The sequence below is a fragment of the Streptomyces sp. HSG2 genome (assembly GCF_016598575.1).
Classification (GTDB): domain Bacteria; phylum Actinomycetota; class Actinomycetes; order Streptomycetales; family Streptomycetaceae; genus Streptomyces.
Window position 1 is genome coordinate 1263739 of the sequence record NZ_CP066801.1, and the last position, 20375, is coordinate 1284113.

A 20375-nucleotide genomic window follows, 5' to 3' on the forward strand; every position below is an offset into this window, starting at 1 on the left:
GGCGTCGGCCGACGCCCGCCGTGTCAGCCGGCCACGGCCGCGGCGAGGGCGTCCCCGATGTCGCGCGTGGAACGGGCGGGCCTCCCGGCACGCCCCGACAGGTCCGCGGCCACGGCCTCCTCCACACGCACGGCCTCGGCCTCGTACCCGAGGTGGCGCAGCAGCAGGGCGACGGAAAGGACCGTCGCGGTGGGGTCGGCGACGCCTTGGCCGGCGATGTCGGGGGCCGAGCCGTGCACGGGCTCGAACATGGACGGGAAGTCCCCGGAGGGGTTGATGTTCCCGCTGGCCGCGACCCCGATGCCGCCCGAGACCGCCGCGGCGAGATCGGTGACGATGTCGCCGAAGAGGTTGTCGGTGACGATCACGTCGAACCGCTCCGGTTGGGTGACCATGTAGATGGTCGCGGCGTCGATGTGGAGGTACTCGGTGGTGACATCCGGGTACTCGGTGGCGACTCGCTCGAAGACGTCGGTCCACAGCCGGCCCGCGAAGGCGAGCACGTTGTTCTTGTGGATCAGCGAGAGCTTCTTCCGGCGGCGCGAGCGGGCCCGGTCGAAGGCGTCCCGGACCACGCGCTCGACCCCGTAGGCGGTGTTCACCGAGACCTCGGTGGCCACTTCGTACGGGGTGCCCCGGCGGACCGTGCCGCCGTTCCCCGTGTAGGGGCCTTCCGTGCCCTCACGGACGACCACGAAGTCGATCTCGGGCTGACCGGCCAGCGGAGTGGCCACACCGGGCAGGAGCCTCGCGGGGCGGAGGTTGACGTGGTGGTCGAAGGCGAAGCGCAGCTTGAGCAGGAAGCCGCGTTCCAGCACCCCCGACGGCACGGACGGGTCGCCGATCGCCCCGAGCAGCAGGACGTCGTGACGCCGCAGGGCCGCCAGGTCGGCCTCGGTGAGGGTCTCGCCGGTGGCGTGGTAGCGGCGGGCCCCGAAGTCGTATTCGGTCGCCTCCAGTTTCACGTCGTCGGCGAGGACGGCCGAGAGCACCTTCAGAGCCTCGGCCACGACCTCCTGGCCGATGCCGTCACCCGGGATCACTGCGAGATCGATGTTGCGCGACATGGCCGCACCCTACTCTTCGTCCCAGGTGATGACATTCGGCGTCCGCCATGCGGACGGGGCCGCGGGGGTCCTGGGTGGGATCAGTGCCCGGTGGCTCCGCCGTTGTCCCGACGATCCAGCGAGCGCTGAAGCGCGGCGGCGGCGTTCTTGCGGTCGACCTCGCTCGTACGGGTCAGGTGACGGGCACGGCGGCGGGCGGTCGTCTCGGCCATGATGCGGCTCCTTCGACGGACGGGGGGTGCCAGAGGGATGCGAGACGCCGGAAGGGGCGGGGAGTGCACGGGCCGCAGGGATCGCCTGCGCGGAGCCCGACTCGGAACCGCCGTTCGCTCGATCAAGCGAGTCGTTCGGCTCCCACCAAAGTAAGGCAGCGACCCGTGTCTGTCTCCAGGATTACTCGGCCTTCCTACTATCTGAGACGGCACCGCACCGGACCTCGTCCGACCGGCGGGAACGGCGGCTCACGGCTCCGACCCATCCCACCCCGGCGCACGGTCCGAGGTCCGAATCCGCCCCCCGACACGACGGGCGGGCCCGGTCGCGTGGGACCGGGCCCGCCCGGGGCGGCGAGGCGGAAGCCTCAGCCCATGTGCGGGTAGCGGTAGTCGGTCGGCGGGACGAGCGTCTCCTTGACGGCCCGGGTGAGCGTCCACCGCATCAGGTTCTGCGGCGCGCCCGCCTTGTCGTCCGTGCCCGAGGCCCGGCCGCCGCCGAAGGGCTGCTGTCCGACGACGGCGCCGGTCGACTTGTCGTTGATGTAGAAGTTGCCCGCCGCGTAGCGCAACCTCTCCATGGTGTGCGCCGCCGCCGCGCGGTCCCGCGCGATGACGGAACCGGTGAGGGCGTAGTCGGAGACGGACTCCATCTGGGTGAGCATCGCGTCGTACGCCCCCGGCACGGCGTCGTCGTAGACGTGCACGGCGAGCACGGGGCCGAAGTACTCGGTACGGAACACCTCGTTCTCCGGGTCGGCGCACTCGATGACCGTCGGACGGACGAAGTAGCCGACGGAGTCGTCGTACGAACCGCCGGCGACGATCGCACACGTCTCGTCCTCCCGGGCCCGCTCGATGGCCGTCCGGTTCTTGGCGAAGGCCCGTTCGTCGATCAGGGCGCCCATGAAGTTCGACAGATCGGTGACGTCTCCCATGGTGAGCCCGTCGACCTCGGCGGCGAACTCCTCACGGAAACCGGAGTTCCACAGCGAGGCCGGGATGTAGGCGCGCGAGGTCGCGCTGCATTTCTGCCCCTGGTACTCGAACGCCCCCCGGGTCAGGGCGGTCTTCAGCACCGCCGGATCGGCCGACGGATGGGCGACCAGGAAGTCCTTGCCGCCGGTCTCGCCCACCAGGCGTGGGTAGGTGCGGTACTTGTCGATGTTCTCGCCCACCGTCTTCCACAGGTACTGGAAGGTCCGAGTGGATCCGGTGAAGTGGATGCCCGCGAGGTCACGGTGGGTCAGGGCCACCTCGGACACCTCGACGCCGTCACCGGTGACAAGGTTGATCACGCCCTTGGGCAACCCCGCCTCCTCCAACAGCCGCATCAGCAGCACGGCGGCGTGGGTCTGCGTGGGCGACGGCTTCCAGACCACGACATTGCCCATCAGCGCCGGGGCGGTGGGCAGGTTGCCGGCGATGGCGGTGAAGTTGAACGGGGTGATCGCGTAGACGAAGCCCTCCAACGGCCGGTGGTCCAACCGGTTCCACACGCCGGGCGAGTTGGCCGGTGGCTGCTCGGCCAGGATGCGACGGGCGTAGGAGACGTTGAACCGCCAGAAGTCGATCAGTTCGCAGGGAGTGTCGATCTCCGCCTGCTGGGCCGTCTTGGACTGGCCCAGCATGGTGGAGGCCGCCAGCGTCTCGCGCCACGGTCCCGCCAGCAGCTCGGCGGCGCGCAGGATGATCGCGGCTCGGTCGTCGAAGGCCATGGCCCGCCAGGCCGGGGCGGCGGCCAGAGCCGCGTCCACGGCGTCCTGGGCGTCCTGCCTGGTGGCGTTGGCGTAGGTACCCAGGCGCGCCTTGTGGTTGTGCGGCTGCACGACGTCGACGCGCTCGCCGCCGCCCATGCGCCGCTCGCCGCCGATGGTGCAGGGAAGGTCGATCGGGTGCTCGGCCAGCTCCCGAAGCCTGGCCTCCAGCCGGGCGCGCTCGGGGGAGCCGGGCGCGTAGCCGTGCACCGGCTCGTTGACGGGGGTGGGGACCTGGGTCACAGCGTCCATGGGATCCGTTGCTCCTTGGGTTGGGCGGGCGGGCGTGGTGGGCGGTCAGCCCCTGGTCGCCATCGAGCGGACGAAGAAGCGCAGGTTCGCCGGCTTCTCCGCGAGACGGCGCATGAAGTACCCGTACCAGTCGGTGCCGTAGGCCGTGTAGACGCGCATCCGGTGGCCCTCCGCGGCGAGCCGCTCCTGCTCCTCGCCTCGGATGCCGTACAGCATCTGGAACTCGTACTCGTCGGGCTTGCGTCCGGCGCGGCGGGCGAGTTCCTGGGCGATGGTGATGAGACGGGGGTCGTGGGATCCGATCATCGGATACCCGTCGCCCTCCATCAGCGTCCTCAGGACACGGACATACGCCTTGTCGATCTCGTGCCGGTGCTGGTGGGCGACCCGCGCCGGCTCCTTGTACGCCCCCTTCACCAACCGTACGCGGCTGCCGCTCGCGGCGAGCCGACGGGCGTCGGCCTCGGTGCGGAAGAGAGAGGACTGGACGACGCACCCCGTCTGCGGCGCGTCGTCGCGCAGCTCCGCGTGGATGGCGAACATGGTGTCGAGGGTGGTGTGATCCTCGGCGTCCAGGGTGACCGTGGTGCCGATGCCGGCCGCCGCCTCGACGACGGTCCGGACGTTCCTCAGGGCCAGTGCCGGACCGTCGGGCAGGCCCTGGCCGAACATCGAGAGCTTGACGGACAGCTCGGCGCGCGCGCCCAGAGCGAGCGGGCCCAGCCGTTCGATCAGCTCCAGATAGGCGTCGCGCGCGGCCTGCGCCTGTTCGGGGCGGGTGACATCCTCGCCGACGACGTCCAGCGTCACCCCCAGCCCCCGGTCGGCGAGACGCCGAACGACGGGCAGGACCTCGTCCACGGTCTCCGCGGGGACGAAGCGGTCCACGACCTGCCCGGTCACGGGCGCCGCCGAGACCAGGCGACGCATCCGGTCGCTGCGCGACGCGGCGAGAATCACGGGACCCAGCACGGGGCACCTCCACAGACCGAGCGATGGCCGGCCACCGACCACGGTCGACGGCGGCACGGGGAACCACCGTGAAAACTAAGGATGCCCCCGGCCGTCGGCCATCGACAGCTGTCACACATCCGCGTCATGGATCTCAGACAGATGTATGAAGACGTGGGGTCGCGGAGGCAGAATGCCGGGGTGACATCGGATTTCGCGCGTGGCTACCAGGAACTGATCGACGAGCTCACGGAGCTGTTGGGCGCCCCCGCGACGCTGGAGAGCCGTCATTTCGAGTTGATCGCCTTCGGGGCACACACGGGCGAGGACGATCTCGACCCCACCGCGCTCGACCCGGTCCGGGCCCGCTCCATCCTCACCCGGCGCTCGACGCCCGCGGTCCGTTCGTGGTTCGAGGGATTCGGCATCACCCGGGCGACCGGTCCGATACGGATCCCCCCGGCACCGGAGGCGGGAGTGCACCGCGGTCGGATCTTCCTGCCGGCCCGCCATCGGGGGGTGACCCTCGGCTATGTCTGGCTCCTGGACGGCGACCCCGCTCCGTCCGTCGCGCGGCTGGCGGCGGCGATGGACATCGCCGCGCGGATCGGCGCGCTGCTGGCGGACGAGGCGCGGCACGGCACCGATCTGGGCGCGGAACTGCGCGCGGCGCTCGGCTCCGAACCGGGGCGGCGGCGCGACACGGCGATCGCCGAGCTGATCGGCGCCCTCGGGAGCGGGGCGGACGCCGCGCACACACTCGTCTGCGTCGCGCCGTGGCCCTCTGACGATCCGAGGACCAGACCCACGGCGCGGGCGGTGCCCGCCGCCTCCGCGATGTGCTCCCTGCCCTGGCCGACGGAGGGAAGCTGCCTGGCCGTCCTCGTCCGGCTGCGCTCCCGCGACGTCCTCGCCCCGGCCGCTTCGGCGGCCACCCGCCTGCTGGAGCGGGCCCGGAGCCTGGGTGCCCGGGAGGCTGGAGCGACGGTGGCGGGCATCGCTGCCGGGCGGACCGGGCTGGGGGACCTGGGATCCGCCTGGCGCGAGGCCTCGGCGGCGGCCCGCGCGGCTCGGGCGGAGGAACGGCTGGGCCCGGTCGCCGAGTGGGGATCGATCGGGCCCTTCCGGGTGCTCACCGCCCTACCGGGGGCGGCGTATCGGGACCCGGCCGTCGAACCGCTGCTCTCCCCGGCACACCGGGAGTCGGCCCGCACCGCGGAGGTGTACCTGGACTGCGCCGGACAGGCCGGTCGGGCCGCCGCCGAGCTGGGCATCCATCGCCAGACGCTGTACTACCGATTGTCCCGGGTGGAGCGCCTGACCGGACTCGACCTGGACGACGGAGAGGACCGCCTGCTGCTGCACCTGGCCCTGAAAGGCACCCGGCTCTGATCAGACGTCCCAGTGCTTCCCTCGGAGCCGGACCGTCGGCGCGAGCCATCCCGTGGGTTCCTTCCCGACCCGTCGACCGAGTACGGGCCGGGTCGGCGGGTCGACGGCCCCAAGCGGATCACGGGGCAGCCGAACGTCCACCGCTCAGGCCAGGTTGACCGAACGGGCCGAGGTGGCGCCGATCTCCGCCGCGACCTCGGCGAGCACCGAGGGACCGACGGTGTCATCGACCGTCAGCACCGCCAGCGCCTCGCCCCCCACTCCGGCACGCGCGACCTGCATGCCGGCGATGTTCAGCCCGGCCTCGCCGAGGATCCGCCCGACTGTCCCGACGACACCGGGACGGTCCTCGTAGCGCAGCACGACCATGTGGTCGGCGAGTGCCAGGTCCACGTCGTACTCGCCGATGGCGACGATCTTCTGGAGATGCTTGGGGCCGGCGAGCGTTCCGGAGACCGAGATCTCCTGGCCGTCACCCAGGGTGCCGCGCACGGTGACGACGTTCCGGTGGTCCGCCGACTCCGAGCTGGTGGTCAGGCGTACCTCCACCCCGCGTTCCTGGGCGAACAGCGGGGCGTTCACGTAGGACACCGTCTCGTCGACGACGTCCTCGAAGACGCCTTTGAGGGCCGACAGTTCCAGCACCTTCACGTCGTGCTGAGTGATCTCGCCGTACACCTCGACGTCCAGGCGGACGGCGACCTCGCCTGCCAGCGCGGTGAAGATCCTGCCGAGTCGTTCCGCGAGAGGCAGGCCCGGCTTGACGTCCTCGGCGATGACCCCGCCCTGCACGTTGACCGCGTCCGGCACCAACTCTCCGGCCAAGGCCAGGCGGACCGAGCGTGCGACCGCCACGCCCGCCTTTTCCTGGGCCTCGTCGGTGGAGGCTCCGAGGTGCGGGGTGCAGACGACCTGGTCGAACTCGAAAAGCGGGGAGTCGGTGCACGGCTCCTTGGCGTAGACGTCCAGACCCGCGCCGGCCACCCGACCTTCCTTCAGGGCCGAGTAGAGCGCCTCCTCGTCGACGATGCCGCCGCGCGCGGCGTTGACGATCCGAACGCCGGGCTTGACCTTGCGCAGGGCCTCCTCGCCGATCAGGCCTAGGGTCTCCGGTGTCCTGGGCAGATGGACGGTGATGAAGTCGGAGGCGGCCAGGAGCTCGTCCAGCGAGAGGACCTTCACTCCCATCTGCGCGGCGCGAGCCGGCTGGACGTACGGGTCGTAGGCGACGACCCGCATCCCGAAGGCCGACATGCGCTGCGCCACCAGAGCACCGATCCGACCGAGCCCGACGACACCCAGAGTCTTCTCGGCCAGTTCCACCCCGGTGTACTTGCTGCGCTTCCACTCGCCTCGCTTCAGCGCCGCGTTGGCCTGGGGGATGTTGCGAGCCGTGGCGACGAGCAGACCACAGGCCAGCTCCGCCGCGGTGACGATGTTCGAGGTGGGGGCGTTGACGACCATCACGCCGGCCTTGGTGGCCGCCGCGACGTCCACGTTGTCGAGGCCGACTCCGGCGCGGGCGACGACCCGCAGCCGGCCCGCGGCGGCGACGGCCTCCGCGTCGATCTTCGTGGCCGAGCGGATGAGGACCGCGTCCACGTCGGCGAGGGCGGGCAGCAACTCGGCGCGGTCGGCTCCGTTGCACCGCCGGATCTCGAAGTCCGGCCCCAGCGCGTCGACGGTCGCGGGCGAGAGTTCCTCGGCGATGAGCACCGTGGCTTTGTGACTGGTGTTCGAGCTCACGTGAGTCCTCACATGTCCGATGCGGACGGCCGTCCCGACGGCCGCAGGCGGTGGAGGGGGAAAGCCGCGTGGAAGACGCACGACACTGTGAGCCCGACGCGATCGTTGTGGGCAGTCTAGTGGCGCCGGCGGGGTCGTCCCGCGCCTCCGCGGAAGGATCACCCGTCCGGGGCGCGGACGGGGCGGGCCGGCGGGCGGCGGAAGTGGCGTCGCCGGCGCCGGTCGGGGACGGGGCGGTCGCCTCGTCCCCGACCGCGGGGACTACGCCTGCTCGTCGACCCAGCTCATGAGCTTGCGGAGCTCGCGCCCGGTCGTCTCCAGCAGGTGCTCGGAGTCCTGCTTCTGGTACGCGGAGTACTTCTTCAGGCCGCTGTGGTACTCGTCCATCCAGTTCCGGGCGAACGAGCCGTCCTGGATCTCTGCGAGGACCTTGCGCATCTCGGCCTTCGTGGCGTCGGTGATGATGCGCGGGCCGGTGACGTAGTCGCCCCACTCCGCCGTCTCGGAGATGGACCAGCGCATCTTCTCGAGACCGCCCTCGTACATCAGGTCCACGATCAGCTTCAGCTCGTGGAGACATTCGAAGTAGGCGATCTCCGGCTGGTACCCGGCCTCCACCAGCGTCTCGAAACCTGCCTTGACCAGGGCCGCGGTGCCACCGCAGAGAACGGCCTGCTCACCGAAGAGGTCCGTCTCGGTCTCCTCCGCGAAGGTCGTCCTGATGACACCGGCCCGGGTGCCGCCGATGCCCTTGGCGTAGGAGAGCGCCAGCGCGAAGGCCTCGCCGGAGGCGTCCTGCTCGACGGCGACGATGCAGGGAACCCCGCGGCCCTCCTCGTACTGGCGGCGCACCAGGTGCCCGGGGCCCTTGGGCGCGACCATGCAGACGTCGACGCCGGCCGGGGGCTTGACGAAGCCGTAGCGGATGTTCAGTCCGTGACCGAAGAACAGGGCGTCGCCGTCGCGGAGGTGCGGGGCGATGTGCTCCTCGTAGACCCGCGCCTGGATCGGGTCCGGGACGAGGACCATGATGACGTCCGCCTCGGCGGCGGCCTCCGACGGCGACACCACCCGCAGGCCCTGCTCCTCGGCCTTGGCCTTCGAGCGGGAGCCCTCGTGCAGACCGACGCGCACGTCGACGCCCGAATCGCGGAGCGACAGGGCGTGGGCGTGGCCCTGACTGCCGTAGCCGATGACCGCTACCTTGCGGCCCTGGATGATGGACAGGTCGGCGTCGGCGTCGTAGAACAGCTCGGCCACTTTGGGTTCTCTCCTTGGGTGCGGGGTGTCGCGTCCCACCGTATGCCGATGGGGGGTGGAAGGGACTGAGGGTCTCGCCATGCGGGCGGCGGAGACCGTCCGGATCAGGCGCCGCGGTCGAGGGCGCGCAGGGAACGGTCGGTGATGGAACGGGCGCCGCGGCCGATGGCGATCGTGCCGGACTGGACCAACTCCTTGATGCCGAAGGGTTCCAGCATCTTCAACATCGCCGAGAGCTTGTCACCGCTACCGGTCGCCTCGATGGTGACGGCGTCCGGCGACACGTCGACCGTCTTGGCGCGAAAGAGCTGCACGATCTCGACGACCTGGGAACGCGTCTGGTTGTCGGCGCGCACCTTCACCAGCACGAGTTCTCGTCGCACGGACTGCGCGGGCTCCAGCTCGACGATCTTGAGAACGTTGACCAGCTTGTTGAGCTGCTTGGTCACCTGCTCCAGCGGCAGATCCTCGACGTTGACCACGATGGTGATCCGGGAGATGTCGGGGTGCTCGGTGACGCCCACGGCGAGGGAGTCGATGTTGAAGCCGCGCCGGGAGAAGAGCGCAGCGATCCGGGCGAGGATGCCCGGCGTGTTCTCCACCAGGACGGACAGCGTGTGCTTGGACATGGTCGGTGGCTCTTCCTCGCTCAGTCGTCTTCGCCGTCGCCGAAGTCGGGACGGACGTCCCGGGCTGCCATGATCTCGTCGTTGGAGGTGCCGGCGGCGACCATCGGCCAGACCATCGCGTCCTCGTGGACGACGAAGTCGACGACGACCGGTCGGTCGTTGACGGCGTTCGCCTCCTCGATGACCTTGTCGAGGTCGGCCGGGTCCTCACAGCGGAGGGCGTGACACCCCATGGCCTCGGCGAGCTTCACGAAGTCAGGGACACGGGTGCCGCGAGCTCCCGGGTTGACGTCGTCGGGACCGGAGTGCAGCACGGTGTTGGAGTAGCGCTGGTTGTAGAAGAGCGTCTGCCACTGCCGCACCATCCCGAGGGCCCCGTTGTTGATCACGGCCACCTTGATCGGGATGTTGTTCAGGGCGCAGGTGGTCAGCTCCTGGTTGGTCATCTGGAAGCAGCCGTCGCCGTCGATCGCCCAGACCGCCGCTTCCGGGACGCCGGCCTTGGCCCCCATCGCGGCCGGGACGGCGTATCCCATGGTCCCGGCACCCCCGGAGTTCAGCCAGGTGGCGGGCTTGTCGTACCGGATGAAGTGCGCCGCCCACATCTGATGCTGGCCGACGCCCGCGGCGAAGACCGTACCGTCCGGGGCGAGTCGGCCGATGCGCTCGATGACCTGCTGGGGCGAGAGGGAGCCGTCCTCCGGCTGGTCGTAGCCGAGCGGATAGGTCTCGCGCCAGCGGGAGAGGTCCTTCCACCACGCGCCGTAGTCGCCGCGCCGGCCGTCGTCGTACTCCCGTTGCAGCGCTTGGACGAGGTCGGCGATCACCTCGCGGGCGTCGCCGACGATCGGCACGTCCGCGTCACGATTCTTGCCGATCTCCGCCGGATCGATGTCCGCGTGGACGACCTTCGCATCGGGGGCGAAGCTGTCGAGTCTGCCGGTGACGCGGTCGTCGAAGCGGGCGCCGAGGGCGACGATCAGGTCGGCCTTCTGCAGCGCGGTGACGGCCGTCACCGCGCCGTGCATGCCCGGCATGCCCACGTGCAGGGGGTGGCTGTCGGGGAACGCGCCGAGGGCCATCAGCGTGGTCGTCACGGGCGCGCCGGCCAGTTCGGCGAGGATCTTCAGCTCGGCGGTGGCACCCGCCTTCAGGACGCCGCCTCCCACGTAGAGGACGGGCCGCCTGGCGGCGGTGATCAGCTTGGCGGCCTCACGGATCTGCTTGGCGTGCGGCTTGGTCACCGGTCGGTAGCCGGGCAGGTCCATCACGGGCGGCCAGGAGAACGTGGTCCGTGCCTGGAGGGCGTCCTTGGCGATGTCGACCAGGACCGGTCCGGGACGCCCGGTCGAGGCGACGTGGAAGGCCTGCGCGATCACGCGGGGGATGTCCTCGGCGGCGGTCACCAGGAAGTTGTGCTTGGTGATCGGCATGGTGATGCCCACGATGTCCGCTTCCTGGAAGGCGTCCGTGCCGATCGCCTTGGAGGCCACCTGCCCGGTGATCGCCACCAGCGGCACGGAGTCCATGTGGGCGTCGGCGATGGGGGTGACCAGATTGGTGGCGCCGGGTCCGGAGGTGGCCATGCACACGCCCACCTTGCCGGTGGCCTGCGCGTACCCCGTGGCGGCGTGACCGGCGCCCTGCTCGTGGCGGACCAGGACGTGGCGGACCTTGCGGGAGTCCATCAGGGGGTCGTACGCGGGGAGGATGGCACCGCCGGGAATGCCGAACACCGTGTCGGCGCCTACCTCCTCCAGCGAGCGGATGAGGGACTGCGCGCCCGTGACCTGCTCGACGGTGACGGACCGCGGTCCGCTGCTCGATCGGGGTCGCGGCTGCGGTTCGTTGGCCCCGGTGGCCTGCTCGGTCATCGGCATTCTCTTCTCGATGCTGAGGGTTTTGGCATGGTTCGCGCGGTCCGTGACCGCGGTCGGCGGGTGCCGGTGCAACAAAAAACCCCTCGTGCCGGTAGGCAAGCGAGGGGAGCGCGTCGGGCGGGAGGGCGCCGGTGGTCCGGAGGGTGTCCGGACATCACCGACTTCAGCCGACGCGCTGTCCAAGTACGAGAATTCGGGTGCGCATGCGACTGACGATCCCCCCGGCACGCACCGACTGTCAAGTGGGTGGGACAGGCGTCTCATTATGTGAGCGAAGGACCGTACCGCCTCCGAGAACGGCCGGAAGATGACTGTTCATACCTCCCGTCGTCCCGGTCGCCAGCCCCTTGGGGAGCACCCGAGCCACACCGCCATGCGGCCCTCCCCCTCCGTGGCCCCCCGAGGACGCCCCGCCCACGAGCGCGGGTTCACCCGGTCCCGGCGGCAGGGGATAGCGACCACCGCCCAGAGCGCGACGCAACCGGTGTTCGTCCAGGGGTCCGGAGAAGGCCATGCCCTGTCCGTGCGTGCAGCCCAGGGCGCGCAGGGCCACGACTTGCTCGACGAGGTCCACCCCGTCGGCCACGGACGACAGCCCCAGGTCGGCGGCTATCCTCAGCAGCCCGCCGGTGATCTTGTGCAGCCGCGCGGACTCCACGACGCCCTCGACCAGACCTCGGTCCAGCTTCAGCACGTCGACCGGAAGCCGTCGCAGTGCGGAGATAGTGGCCTGACCGCTGCCGAAGCCGTCGAGGGCGATCCGGACGCCGAGCCGCTTGAGCGCCCTCAAGCGGCGTTCCAGCTCGTCGAGTCCCGACCGGGGGTCGGTGTCGGTGAGCTCGATCACCAGCGAACCGGCCGGTAGCGCGTGGCGGACCAGGAGTGCCTCCAGCGACCCGAGCGGCATGGACCGGTCGAGCAGTCGGCGGGCTCGGACGCGCACGGCCACGGGCACGCCACGCCCGGACCCCGCCCGCGCCGCCGCCTGCTCCACCGCCTCGTGCAGGACCCAGCGGTCCAGTTCGGCGGCGCGATCCGTGCCGTCCGCGACCCTCAGGAACTCCGTCGGGGTGAAGAACACCCCCTGCGAAGACCGCCAGCGGGGCTCCGCGCAGACCGAGGCGATCCGACCGTCGCGTAGATCCACCACGGGCTGGTGCAACAAGGCGAACTCGCCGTCGTGCAGCGCGGCTCGCAGCCGGGTGGCCACCTCCGCCTTGCGGACGACGTCCTGCCGCATGTGCGGTCGGTAGAGCTCGACACGACCCTTGCCCGCCGCCTTCGCCCGGTACATCGCCAGATCCGCGTCGCGCAGCAGCTCACCCGCGCCGAGACCCGGCTCCGCGAAGGCGACACCGATCGAGGCGTTGACCCGGACATCGTTGCCGTCGATGACGTAGGGCTGGGAGAGGGCCACCCTGAGCCGGTCGGCGAGATCCAGGATGTCCCGCTCGCGAGCCGACCGGTCCCGGCCGCCGTCCCCGACGATCAGGGCGGCGAACTCGTCGCCTCCCAGCCGGGAGGCGGTGTCGCCTTGCCTGACCGCGTCGTGGAGGCGGCGAGCGGCCTGAACGAGGAGTTCGTCCCCGGCCTGGTGACCGATGCTGTCGTTGACGCCCTTGAAACCGTCCAGATCAATGAAGAGGACGGCGGTGCCGCGCCCGCCGGCGCTCCGGTCCGACGCACGTCGACCGGACAGGGCCTGCTGCACGCGCCGGGTGAACAGGGCACGGTTGGGCAGGTCCGTGAGCGGGTCGTGCTCCGCGTTGTGTTGGAGCTGCGCCTGCAACCGGACGCGTTCGGTCACGTCCCTGCTGTTGAAGATGAGTCCGCCGTGGTGACGGTTGACCGTCGACTCGACGTTGAGCCAGCCCCCTCTCCCGGAGCGGAACCGGCACTCGATCCGCGTGGTCGGCTCGTGCGCCGGGTCGGCTGCCAGAAAGCGCCGCACCTCGTGCAGGACTCTCCCGAGGTCCTCGGGGTGGATCAGGCCGGCCAACTCGCTACCGACGAGGTCCTCGGCCGGGCGGCCGTAGACGCCGGCCGCGGCGGGCGAGACGTACCGGAGGACGCCGGTGGGCGCGGCGATCATGATCACGTCACTCGACCCCTGGACCAGCGAACGGAAGTGGTTCTCCTGTCGCGCGAGCTCCCGGGTCAGGGTGATGTTGTCCAGCAGCATGATGCCCTGGCGGACGACCAGTGCCAGCACGACCGTGCCACCGGTGAACAGCACCACCCGGTCCACGCTTCGACCGTGGAGGACGTTGTAGAGGATGCCGAGGGTGCAGACGGCGGCGGCCAGATAGGGAGTGAGCGCCGCCAGGGAACCGGCGATGGGCCGGGCCGCCTCCGCGGAGGAGCCTCCACCCGTGCCGGCGCCCGGGGGGGCGAACGCGCCGGGCGCCGGCGCCTCGCGCTCCCGTCCCGTCGGCGTCGCGCCGCCCTCGGCGCCCGGCGAACGACCGGTGCGCGGCCCGGCCCACGGAGCGTAGGCCAGCAGCAGCGATCCGGCGAACCATCCGGCGTCCAGCAGTTGGCCCGAGCGGTAGTCGCTGTTCAGGAGCGGTGATGTGAACAAGGCGTCGCACATGACCGTGAGCGCGAGCCCACCGATGGCGGTGTTGACCGCCGACCGGTAGAGGGGCGCCCGCCGGAAGTGCAGGGCGAGCACCATGCTGACCAACGCGATGTCCAACAACGGATAGGCGAGCGAGAGCGCCGTGTGTGCCACGCCGGTGCCCTCGCCCCGGGCGGCCTGGGCGAGCGCCAGGCTCCAGGCCAGGGTCAGCAACGAGCCGCCGATCAACCACGCGTCCAGGCCGAGGCAGACCCACCCCGCACGTGTCACCGGCCGCTTGGCGAACACCAGCAGACCGACGATGGCGGGCGGAGCGAAGCACAGGAAGAACAAGTCGGCCGAACTGGCCGCGGGGACCGGCCGACCGAGGACCACCTCGTACCACCCCCAGACCGCGTTGCCCAAGGCGGCCATGGCCGAGGAGAGGGCGAACAACAGCCAGGCGGGCCGGAACCGCGCGCCCCCGCTACGGGCGTAGAGAAAGCAGGAGACCGCCGCCAGACCGGCCGCCACGGCCAGGCCGAAGTCGCCCATGATCAGAGCGAGTCGGGGCGAACCCCACCCCAGGCCCGAGCCGATGGCGTACGCGCCGCAGAGCAGGGCCAGCAGCAACGGCCGGACCAGGCTCGGGGCACCGGCCTCGGCCTCGGCACCCGCCGCCGGGCCGGGAACGACCGGCAGGGGACCCGGCCGGGCCGCGTCGAGTGCGGGCGCCGGCGGCGTCACCGGACACTCCCGGTCCACTCCGCTCCTCGCGCGCGACGGACCGGACACGGCGGCCGGCCGGCCCCGCGCGGAGCGCCCGCCCTCCCGCGGTGCCGTCGGCGATGGCTGTCGCTGCCGCGCGCGTCCCCGGCGCGCGAGGGCCGCCGCCGCCGGCGGCTCCGCAGCATCGGATCGTTGGTCCCCAGGCCGTGCATCGTCCGTCGCCCCCCTCGCAGTCCCAGTCGTCCATCCCCGGCGCCGATCGGTGCGGCGCAGCCCCTGTCGGGACGATACACCAGGACCGTCACTCAGGGACATAGCTTCTCTACTCTCCGTGACGACCTGCGACTATGCATACACCCACCGCTTTCGGAGAACTGCGGAGAGTGCCGGAAGGGGACTCTTCGGCCTTCCGGGTGCGCCCGCGCGTTCACGGCACCGACGCCGCGCCCCGGCGGATACCCCTTTCTCCACACGCCGCGGCGGCGGGGACGAGGCAGCCGAACAGGGGTCGACTCAGCCGGTGCGGCCGGTCGTCAGGACGACGTTCAGCAACGGTTCACCCCGCGTGAAGCGCCGCAGTTGATCGGCGACCAGACGTTCGGCGCGCGGCCGGAAGGCGGTCGTGGGCCCCCCGACGTGCGGGCTGATCAGCAGGCCCGGGGCTCGCCACAGCGGATGCCCGGGCGGCAGCGGCTCGGGGTCGGTCACGTCGAGCGCCGCGGTGAGGCGACCGGCCTCCAACTCCCCCAGAAGGGCGTCCGTCACGACCACGGGTCCGCGCCCGACGTTGACCAGGAGGGCGCCGTCCTTCATACCGGCCAGGAAGGCGGCGTCCACCAGGCCGCGCGTGGCCTCCGTGAGCGGGGTCGTGAGGATGACGATGTCCGCGTCGGGCAACAGCGACGGCAGATCGGTGGCCGGGTGCACAGGCCCGCGCGCTGTGGTGCGCGCCGAGCGCGCAACGCGCACGACGCGCGCCACCTCGAACGGGACGAGCCGGTCCTCGACAGCCTGGCCGATCGCCCCGTATCCCACGATGAGGACGTTCTTGTCCACGAGGGAGGGGTGGAAGGCCCCCTGCCAACGCTCCTCCCCCTGCGCCCTGACGAACCCGGGTATCCCCCGCAACGACGACAGGGTCAGCGTGAGCGCCAGTTCAGCGGTGCTGGACTCGTGCACGCCCCGCGCGTTGCACAGGCGCACGCCGGGGCCGACCGCCCCGAGTCCCGGCAGGACGTCGTCCACCCCGGACGTCAGCGTCTGCACGACCCGCACGCCGCTCAGCCGAGGCAGGGGCCGGATCTTGACGTGTCGGCGCTTCATGTACGGCACGACGTAGAAGACGCAGTCCCGGGGGTCACCGGGAAACGGCTGATCGCCGTCGTCGCCGCCGTCCCAGAACAGGTATCGGAGACCGTCGGGCAGTCCGGCGATCTCGTCGGGCGGCAGGGGCAACCACACGTCCTTCATGGCGGGAGCCTACGCGAGGCGCTCGACGGGCGGGAGTTAGGTTGGGGCGGCCCGCAGGCCTCACGAGGGAGGGTCACGACCAGGTGGAGCGCAGGACTATCGGCTCGGCCGCGCTCGCGGTGGGAGCCGTGGGACTCGGGTGCATGCCGATGAGCGGGGCGTACGGCACCTCGCGGCAGCGCGGAGCGGAGTCGCTGCGGGCCGTGCACCGAGCCCTGGACCTGGGCGCCTCGCTGTTGGACACGGCCGACGTGTACGGCCCCTTCACCAACGAACTCTTGATCGGGCGGGCGTTGCGGGAGCGGCGTGGCGACGCCTTCGTGTCGACCAAGGTCGGCCTGTCGGCGGTGGACCGGCACATCGTGGCCAACGGGCGCCCCGGCCACGTACGACGAGCCTGCGACGCCTCGCTGCGCCGACTCCAGACCGACGTCATCGACCTCTACCAGCTGCATCGGGCCGACCCGGAGGTCCCCGTGGAGGAGACCTGGGGTGCGATGGCCGACCTGGTCGCCGCCGGAAAGGTCCGCGCCTTGGGGTGGTGCGCGGTGGGCACTCGGCAGGGACGCCGGGCCTCGGGGGACTCCTACGACGCGACCATCGAGCGTCTGGAACGGGTACAACAGGTCTTCCCCGTCAGCGCGGTGGAGGCGGAGTTGTCCGTGTGGTCGCCGGCGGCACTGGGTTCCCTGCTCCCCTGGTGCGAGTCGCGCGGCATCGGGTTCCTCGCCGCGATGCCGCTCGGCAACGGCTTCCTGACCGGCACGCTGACCCCGGGCGGGGGATTCGAACCGGACGATCTACGGGCACGTCACCCCCGCTTCACCGCGGAGATGATGGCGACCCACCAGCCCCTGATCGCGGGGCTGCGGCGGATAGCCGCCCGACACGGCGAGTCGGTCACGCCCGCCCAGGTCGCCTTGGCCTGGGTGCTGGCGCAGGGGGCGCACGTCGTGCCGGTGCCCGGCGCCAAACGGGCGGGGTGGGTGACGGAGAACGCGACGGCCGGGGATCTCCGGCTGACCCGACGCGACCTGACCGAGGTCGAGTGTCTGCCCGCTCCGCTCAGGTCCTGGGACTGAGTGCTCGGCCCGACGGCCGGGTGCCCCCGGATCGCGGGGGCGGGCCTTCGGGGAGGCGGCCCCCAACGCCCGCGAGGCCGTGTAGGAAGGGACGGGATCGCGGACCCGGGCTTCGAAAGGATCTTGATCGTGCGACGTCGAACCGTGAAGGCCGCACTGGCGGCCACCCTGGTGCTGGCCGCCGCCGGATGCTCTTCCGGTGTCGGTACCGCCGAGCCGCCCGAAAGCGCGACTCCCGATCGAAGCGTCGGACGGTCGCCGACCGACCCCTCGGTTTCCGAGTCGCCCCCGCCCTCCGAGGGATCGGTCGAGGTGATCCGGACCGTCGCCACGGACCTGACCTCCCCGTGGGGACTCGCCCCGCTTCCCGAAGGCGATCTGCTGGTGTCCTCCAGGGACGAGGCGACGATCACCAGGGTCGACGCGGACTCGGGGGAGCTCACGACGGTGGGCGAGGTGCCCGGGGTCGAGCCGGCCGGTGAGGGCGGCCTGCTGGGGATCGCCCTCTCCCCCGAGTACGCGGCGGACCGGATGATCTACGCCTACTTCACCTCGGCCTCGGACAATCGGGTGGTCAGGATGAGGTACGACCCCGACGAACCCGAGGGCGAGCGGTTGGGCGCCCCGGACACCGTCTTCCGCGGCATCCCCAAAGGCATCGTCCACAACGGCGGGCGCATCGCCTTCGGGCCCGACGGCATGCTCTACGTGGGGACGGGCGAGGCCGGCCGGCCGGATCTGTCCCGCGACCCGGAGTCCACCGGGGGGAAGATCCTCCGGCTCACGCCCGACGGGGAACCGGCACCCGACAACCCCTCCCCGGACTCCCCCGTGCTCTCCTCCGGCCACCGCAACGTGCAGGGACTGGCCTGGGACGCCCACCAACGCCTGTTCGCCTCGGAGTTCGGCCAGGACACCTGGGACGAACTGAACGCGATCGAACCCGGCGGCGACTACGGCTGGCCCGAGGCGGAGGGACGGTCCGACGACGGGACGTTCGTCGATCCCTTGGAGCAGTGGCCCACCGACGTGGCCTCGCCCAGTGGGATCGCCCTGGTCGAAGGGTCCGTGTGGATGGCGGGGCTGCGGGGCGAGCGGCTGTGGCGGGTCCCGCTGGACGGCACCGAGCCGGCGGGCGCACCCCAGGCCTTCCTCCAAGGCGAGTACGGCCGGCTGCGCACCGTGGCCGCGGCGGGAGGCGACCGACTGTGGCTGGTCACCGGAAACACCGACGGCCGGGGCGACCCCGAGGACGACGACGACCGAATCCTGGAACTCCGGGTGCGCTGAGGGAGGGGCACACGACCGGGACGCCCCGGCGAGCACGACCGATGGTGGCGTGCCCCGGCCCGCGGGACGCCCTCAGCGGGTCCGGCCGTCCTCCGCGCACCACCCGCGACGTCGCCCGCGTCCACCCTCGGGCCGCCGAGGGTGAGCCGCGCGTTCGGCCTCGACGATCGCCTCGGGGCCGGGCTCGCACAGCATCACCCAGCCGGCCGCCAGGGCAAGAACCCTGGCATGAAGCCGGGACGGGTGAAGCCCGTCGAGCGCCTCCTGGGCGCGGGCCAGTGCCCGGCGGCCGTCCCCGCGAGTCTGTCCGTGGACGGCCGGCCCCCGCTGCGTCCAGAACCAGGCGGCGCGCGGCAGGTCGGGGCGCTGCGCCAGCAACCCCAGCGCTCGGTCGAGGAGTCTGACCACACGCTCGGTCTCACCGCCCACGCGTCCGGCTTGGGCGGCCTCCGCGAGCAGGTCGACGAAGCGCGTCGACGTGTCGGCCGAACCGCTCCCGGGTGGTGGGTAGGAGTCCGCGACCTGTGCCGGCCTCAGCTTTCGTCGGCGTCTCCTCGGGAACGGCGTCCCACAGCCCCATCGCACGCTCCAACAGACGCAGCCGCTCGACATGGGCGTGCCGGCGTCGTGCGTCCGCGGCGGCGTCGAGCACCGCGGGGAGTGCGCGGACGGGGTGGCGGGCCCGGCAAGGCGGCGGTGAACGGCGCGTACGGGATCGCGTCGGCTCCGATCTCGACACACCCTCCGAAGGCCGGAACGACGCCGAGGGCACGCGCGGCGGCGGCGAATTCCTCGGCCATGCGGGTCTTGCCGACCCCCGACTCCCCGGCGAGGAGCCCCGCCTGCGGCGTGCGCGATTCGTCGGCTCGACCGACGAAGACGGGACTGGGCGACCTGGAATCCACGCACCCGAGCATCGCACGCGGGTGCGACGCCATGGGGGGAACCGGATGCGTCATCCGCCGGTGCCGGCCCTCTCAGGGCTCCTCGCCCGCGTGTCCCGAAGGCCGTCGCCCCGCGCGCTCGCCGGGTCGGGCGGAGTCGCGGGAGGGGGTTCGTCGGGCCGCGCGGGCGGCGCTGAGCGCCGTGCGGGCCAGTCGCTCCCGTCGGGCCCGGCGGATCAGCTTCGCGGTGCGTTGCTCGTGGGCCGTGGTGCGGAACAGGTCCACGCCGGGTCTCCGGTCGGAGCGGCGCGGACGGCGACACGTCTCGACCTTCGTCCACGGGACGACGGCGGCGCATGCGGCGAGTTCCCCATTTCGGCGGGGGACGGGGTACCCGGGGAGCGGCGCGGGCACCCGAGCGGTTGGGCGGAGCCATGGGCAAGCGGGCCCGAGCGCCGCCGGGGAGCGGCGGCCGGCCCCGGCGTCGGGCCTTGGTGGCGCGGGAGACTCCGGTCGACGGTGGTCCCGGTCGACGGCGGCCGGACGGCGCGTCGGGTCAGCCGGTGGAGGGCAGCCCCAGCAGGACCCCGGTGTAGGTGAGGACGGCCAGAACCAGGCCGAGGGCGCCGAGGGCGACGCCCGCCCAGGCGACGGAGGTGATCCACGGCGTCTGCCGAGGGCCCGGCGTTCCGAAGGCCGGGCGCGCGAGTACCGCCAGGCCGACGAGCAGCGCGACGACCGCGAACAGCCCACCCCACAGGGCCGTGGCCCGCCATGCCTCGCCGTAGCCCTTCTCGATCATCTGGGCGATGTCGGAGGAGGAGGTCGTCTCCAACTGTCCGATGAGCGAGCGCCGGGCCGAGGCGATCGTGCCGACCCATCCGCCGGTCAGGGAGACCACTCCGAGAGCGGCGGCCACGACCGCGCCCGCGCCTTGGCCGACCTCGGTGGGTTCGGTGGAGGGAACGTCGTCGCTCTCCTCCCGCTCGGGGGCGGAGGCGGGCGCGTCGGGCGCGCCGTCGGCCTCCTCCGGTTCCGCGACGGGTCGGTCGCCGCCGGCCGGTCCGGCGTCGATGTCCCGCGGGGCGTTCCGGTCCGCGCCGGCCTCGTCGGCCCGCTTCGTCCGTGCCGGGTCCGTGTCGGGGTCGGGGTCGGCCGGAGTCGCTTCCCGTGAGGTCCCGCCTGTTGCCTTCGTCTCCATGCGCGTCACCGTA

The 20375-nt window shown here is 71.9% G+C and carries 16 protein-coding genes; 3 read left to right on the plus strand and 13 right to left on the minus strand.

All coding sequences use genetic code 11. From position 1 onward, the window contains the following. Positions 1-23: 23 nt before the first annotated feature. From JEK78_RS05035 to JEK78_RS05045, 4 genes are all read right to left on the minus strand, one after another. The gene (locus tag JEK78_RS05035) at positions 24-1067 is read right to left on the minus strand and encodes a 3-isopropylmalate dehydrogenase (protein WP_200262896.1); all 1044 of its coding nucleotides are present in this window, start codon (positions 1065-1067) and stop codon (positions 24-26) included. 80 nt (positions 1068-1147) lie between these two features. Beyond that, positions 1148-1279, minus strand: a complete 132-nt coding sequence (locus tag JEK78_RS23650; protein ID WP_277953061.1) for a hypothetical protein — start codon at positions 1277-1279, stop codon at positions 1148-1150. 368 nt (positions 1280-1647) lie between these two features. Continuing rightward, positions 1648-3288, minus strand: coding sequence for an L-glutamate gamma-semialdehyde dehydrogenase (gene pruA, locus JEK78_RS05040; RefSeq protein WP_200262897.1), 1641 nt, complete (start codon positions 3286-3288; stop codon positions 1648-1650). A 45-nt stretch (positions 3289-3333) separates the two neighbouring features. Next, the gene (locus JEK78_RS05045; protein WP_200262898.1) at positions 3334-4260 is read right to left on the minus strand and encodes a proline dehydrogenase family protein; all 927 of its coding nucleotides are present in this window, start codon (positions 4258-4260) and stop codon (positions 3334-3336) included. Between the two features lie 141 nt (positions 4261-4401). Here JEK78_RS05045 and JEK78_RS05050 point away from each other — a divergent pair, with 141 nt between their 5' ends. Next, positions 4402-5631, plus strand: coding sequence for a helix-turn-helix domain-containing protein (locus JEK78_RS05050; protein WP_200262899.1), 1230 nt, complete (start codon positions 4402-4404; stop codon positions 5629-5631). A gap of 144 nt (positions 5632-5775) precedes the next feature. Here the strand turns inward: JEK78_RS05050 and serA are convergent, their stop codons facing one another. The 6 genes from serA to JEK78_RS05080 form a co-directional block, all read right to left on the minus strand. Then, positions 5776-7377, minus strand: coding sequence for a phosphoglycerate dehydrogenase (gene serA, locus JEK78_RS05055; protein ID WP_200262900.1), 1602 nt, complete (start codon positions 7375-7377; stop codon positions 5776-5778). A gap of 261 nt (positions 7378-7638) precedes the next feature. Further along, complete coding sequence (gene ilvC, locus JEK78_RS05060; RefSeq protein WP_200262901.1) at positions 7639-8637, minus strand: ketol-acid reductoisomerase; 999 nt, start codon at positions 8635-8637, stop codon at positions 7639-7641. Between the two features lie 104 nt (positions 8638-8741). After that, positions 8742-9266, minus strand: a complete 525-nt coding sequence (ilvN, locus tag JEK78_RS05065) for an acetolactate synthase small subunit (RefSeq protein WP_200262902.1) — start codon at positions 9264-9266, stop codon at positions 8742-8744. Between the two features lie 20 nt (positions 9267-9286). Then, complete coding sequence (locus JEK78_RS05070; RefSeq protein ID WP_200262903.1) at positions 9287-11146, minus strand: acetolactate synthase large subunit; 1860 nt, start codon at positions 11144-11146, stop codon at positions 9287-9289. 238 nt (positions 11147-11384) lie between these two features. After that, entirely contained in the window at positions 11385-14453 is a 3069-nt protein-coding gene (locus tag JEK78_RS05075) for an EAL domain-containing protein (protein WP_200262904.1), read from the minus strand. A gap of 495 nt (positions 14454-14948) precedes the next feature. Further along, the gene (locus tag JEK78_RS05080) at positions 14949-15896 is read right to left on the minus strand and encodes a 2-hydroxyacid dehydrogenase (protein WP_200263999.1); all 948 of its coding nucleotides are present in this window, start codon (positions 15894-15896) and stop codon (positions 14949-14951) included. A gap of 92 nt (positions 15897-15988) precedes the next feature. Between JEK78_RS05080 and JEK78_RS05085 the strand changes: the two genes are divergently transcribed. Both JEK78_RS05085 and JEK78_RS05090 read left to right on the plus strand, forming a co-directional pair. Next, positions 15989-16987 (plus strand): aldo/keto reductase, encoded by a 999-nt coding sequence (locus JEK78_RS05085; RefSeq protein WP_200262905.1) that lies wholly within the window; start codon positions 15989-15991, stop codon positions 16985-16987. A 123-nt stretch (positions 16988-17110) separates the two neighbouring features. Beyond that, complete coding sequence (locus tag JEK78_RS05090; RefSeq protein ID WP_200262906.1) at positions 17111-18277, plus strand: PQQ-dependent sugar dehydrogenase; 1167 nt, start codon at positions 17111-17113, stop codon at positions 18275-18277. Positions 18278-18349: 72 nt separating this feature from the next. Here JEK78_RS05090 and JEK78_RS05095 read toward each other — a convergent pair whose 3' ends face one another. The 3 genes from JEK78_RS05095 to JEK78_RS05105 form a co-directional block, all read right to left on the minus strand. After that, a complete protein-coding gene (locus JEK78_RS05095; RefSeq protein ID WP_200262907.1) occupies positions 18350-18706 on the minus strand; it encodes a hypothetical protein in 357 nt (118 codons plus the stop codon). A gap of 548 nt (positions 18707-19254) precedes the next feature. Next, entirely contained in the window at positions 19255-19446 is a 192-nt protein-coding gene (locus JEK78_RS05100; protein ID WP_200262908.1) for a hypothetical protein, read from the minus strand. Between the two features lie 271 nt (positions 19447-19717). After that, entirely contained in the window at positions 19718-20362 is a 645-nt protein-coding gene (locus tag JEK78_RS05105; RefSeq protein WP_200262909.1) for a hypothetical protein, read from the minus strand. Positions 20363-20375: the final 13 nt, after the last annotated feature.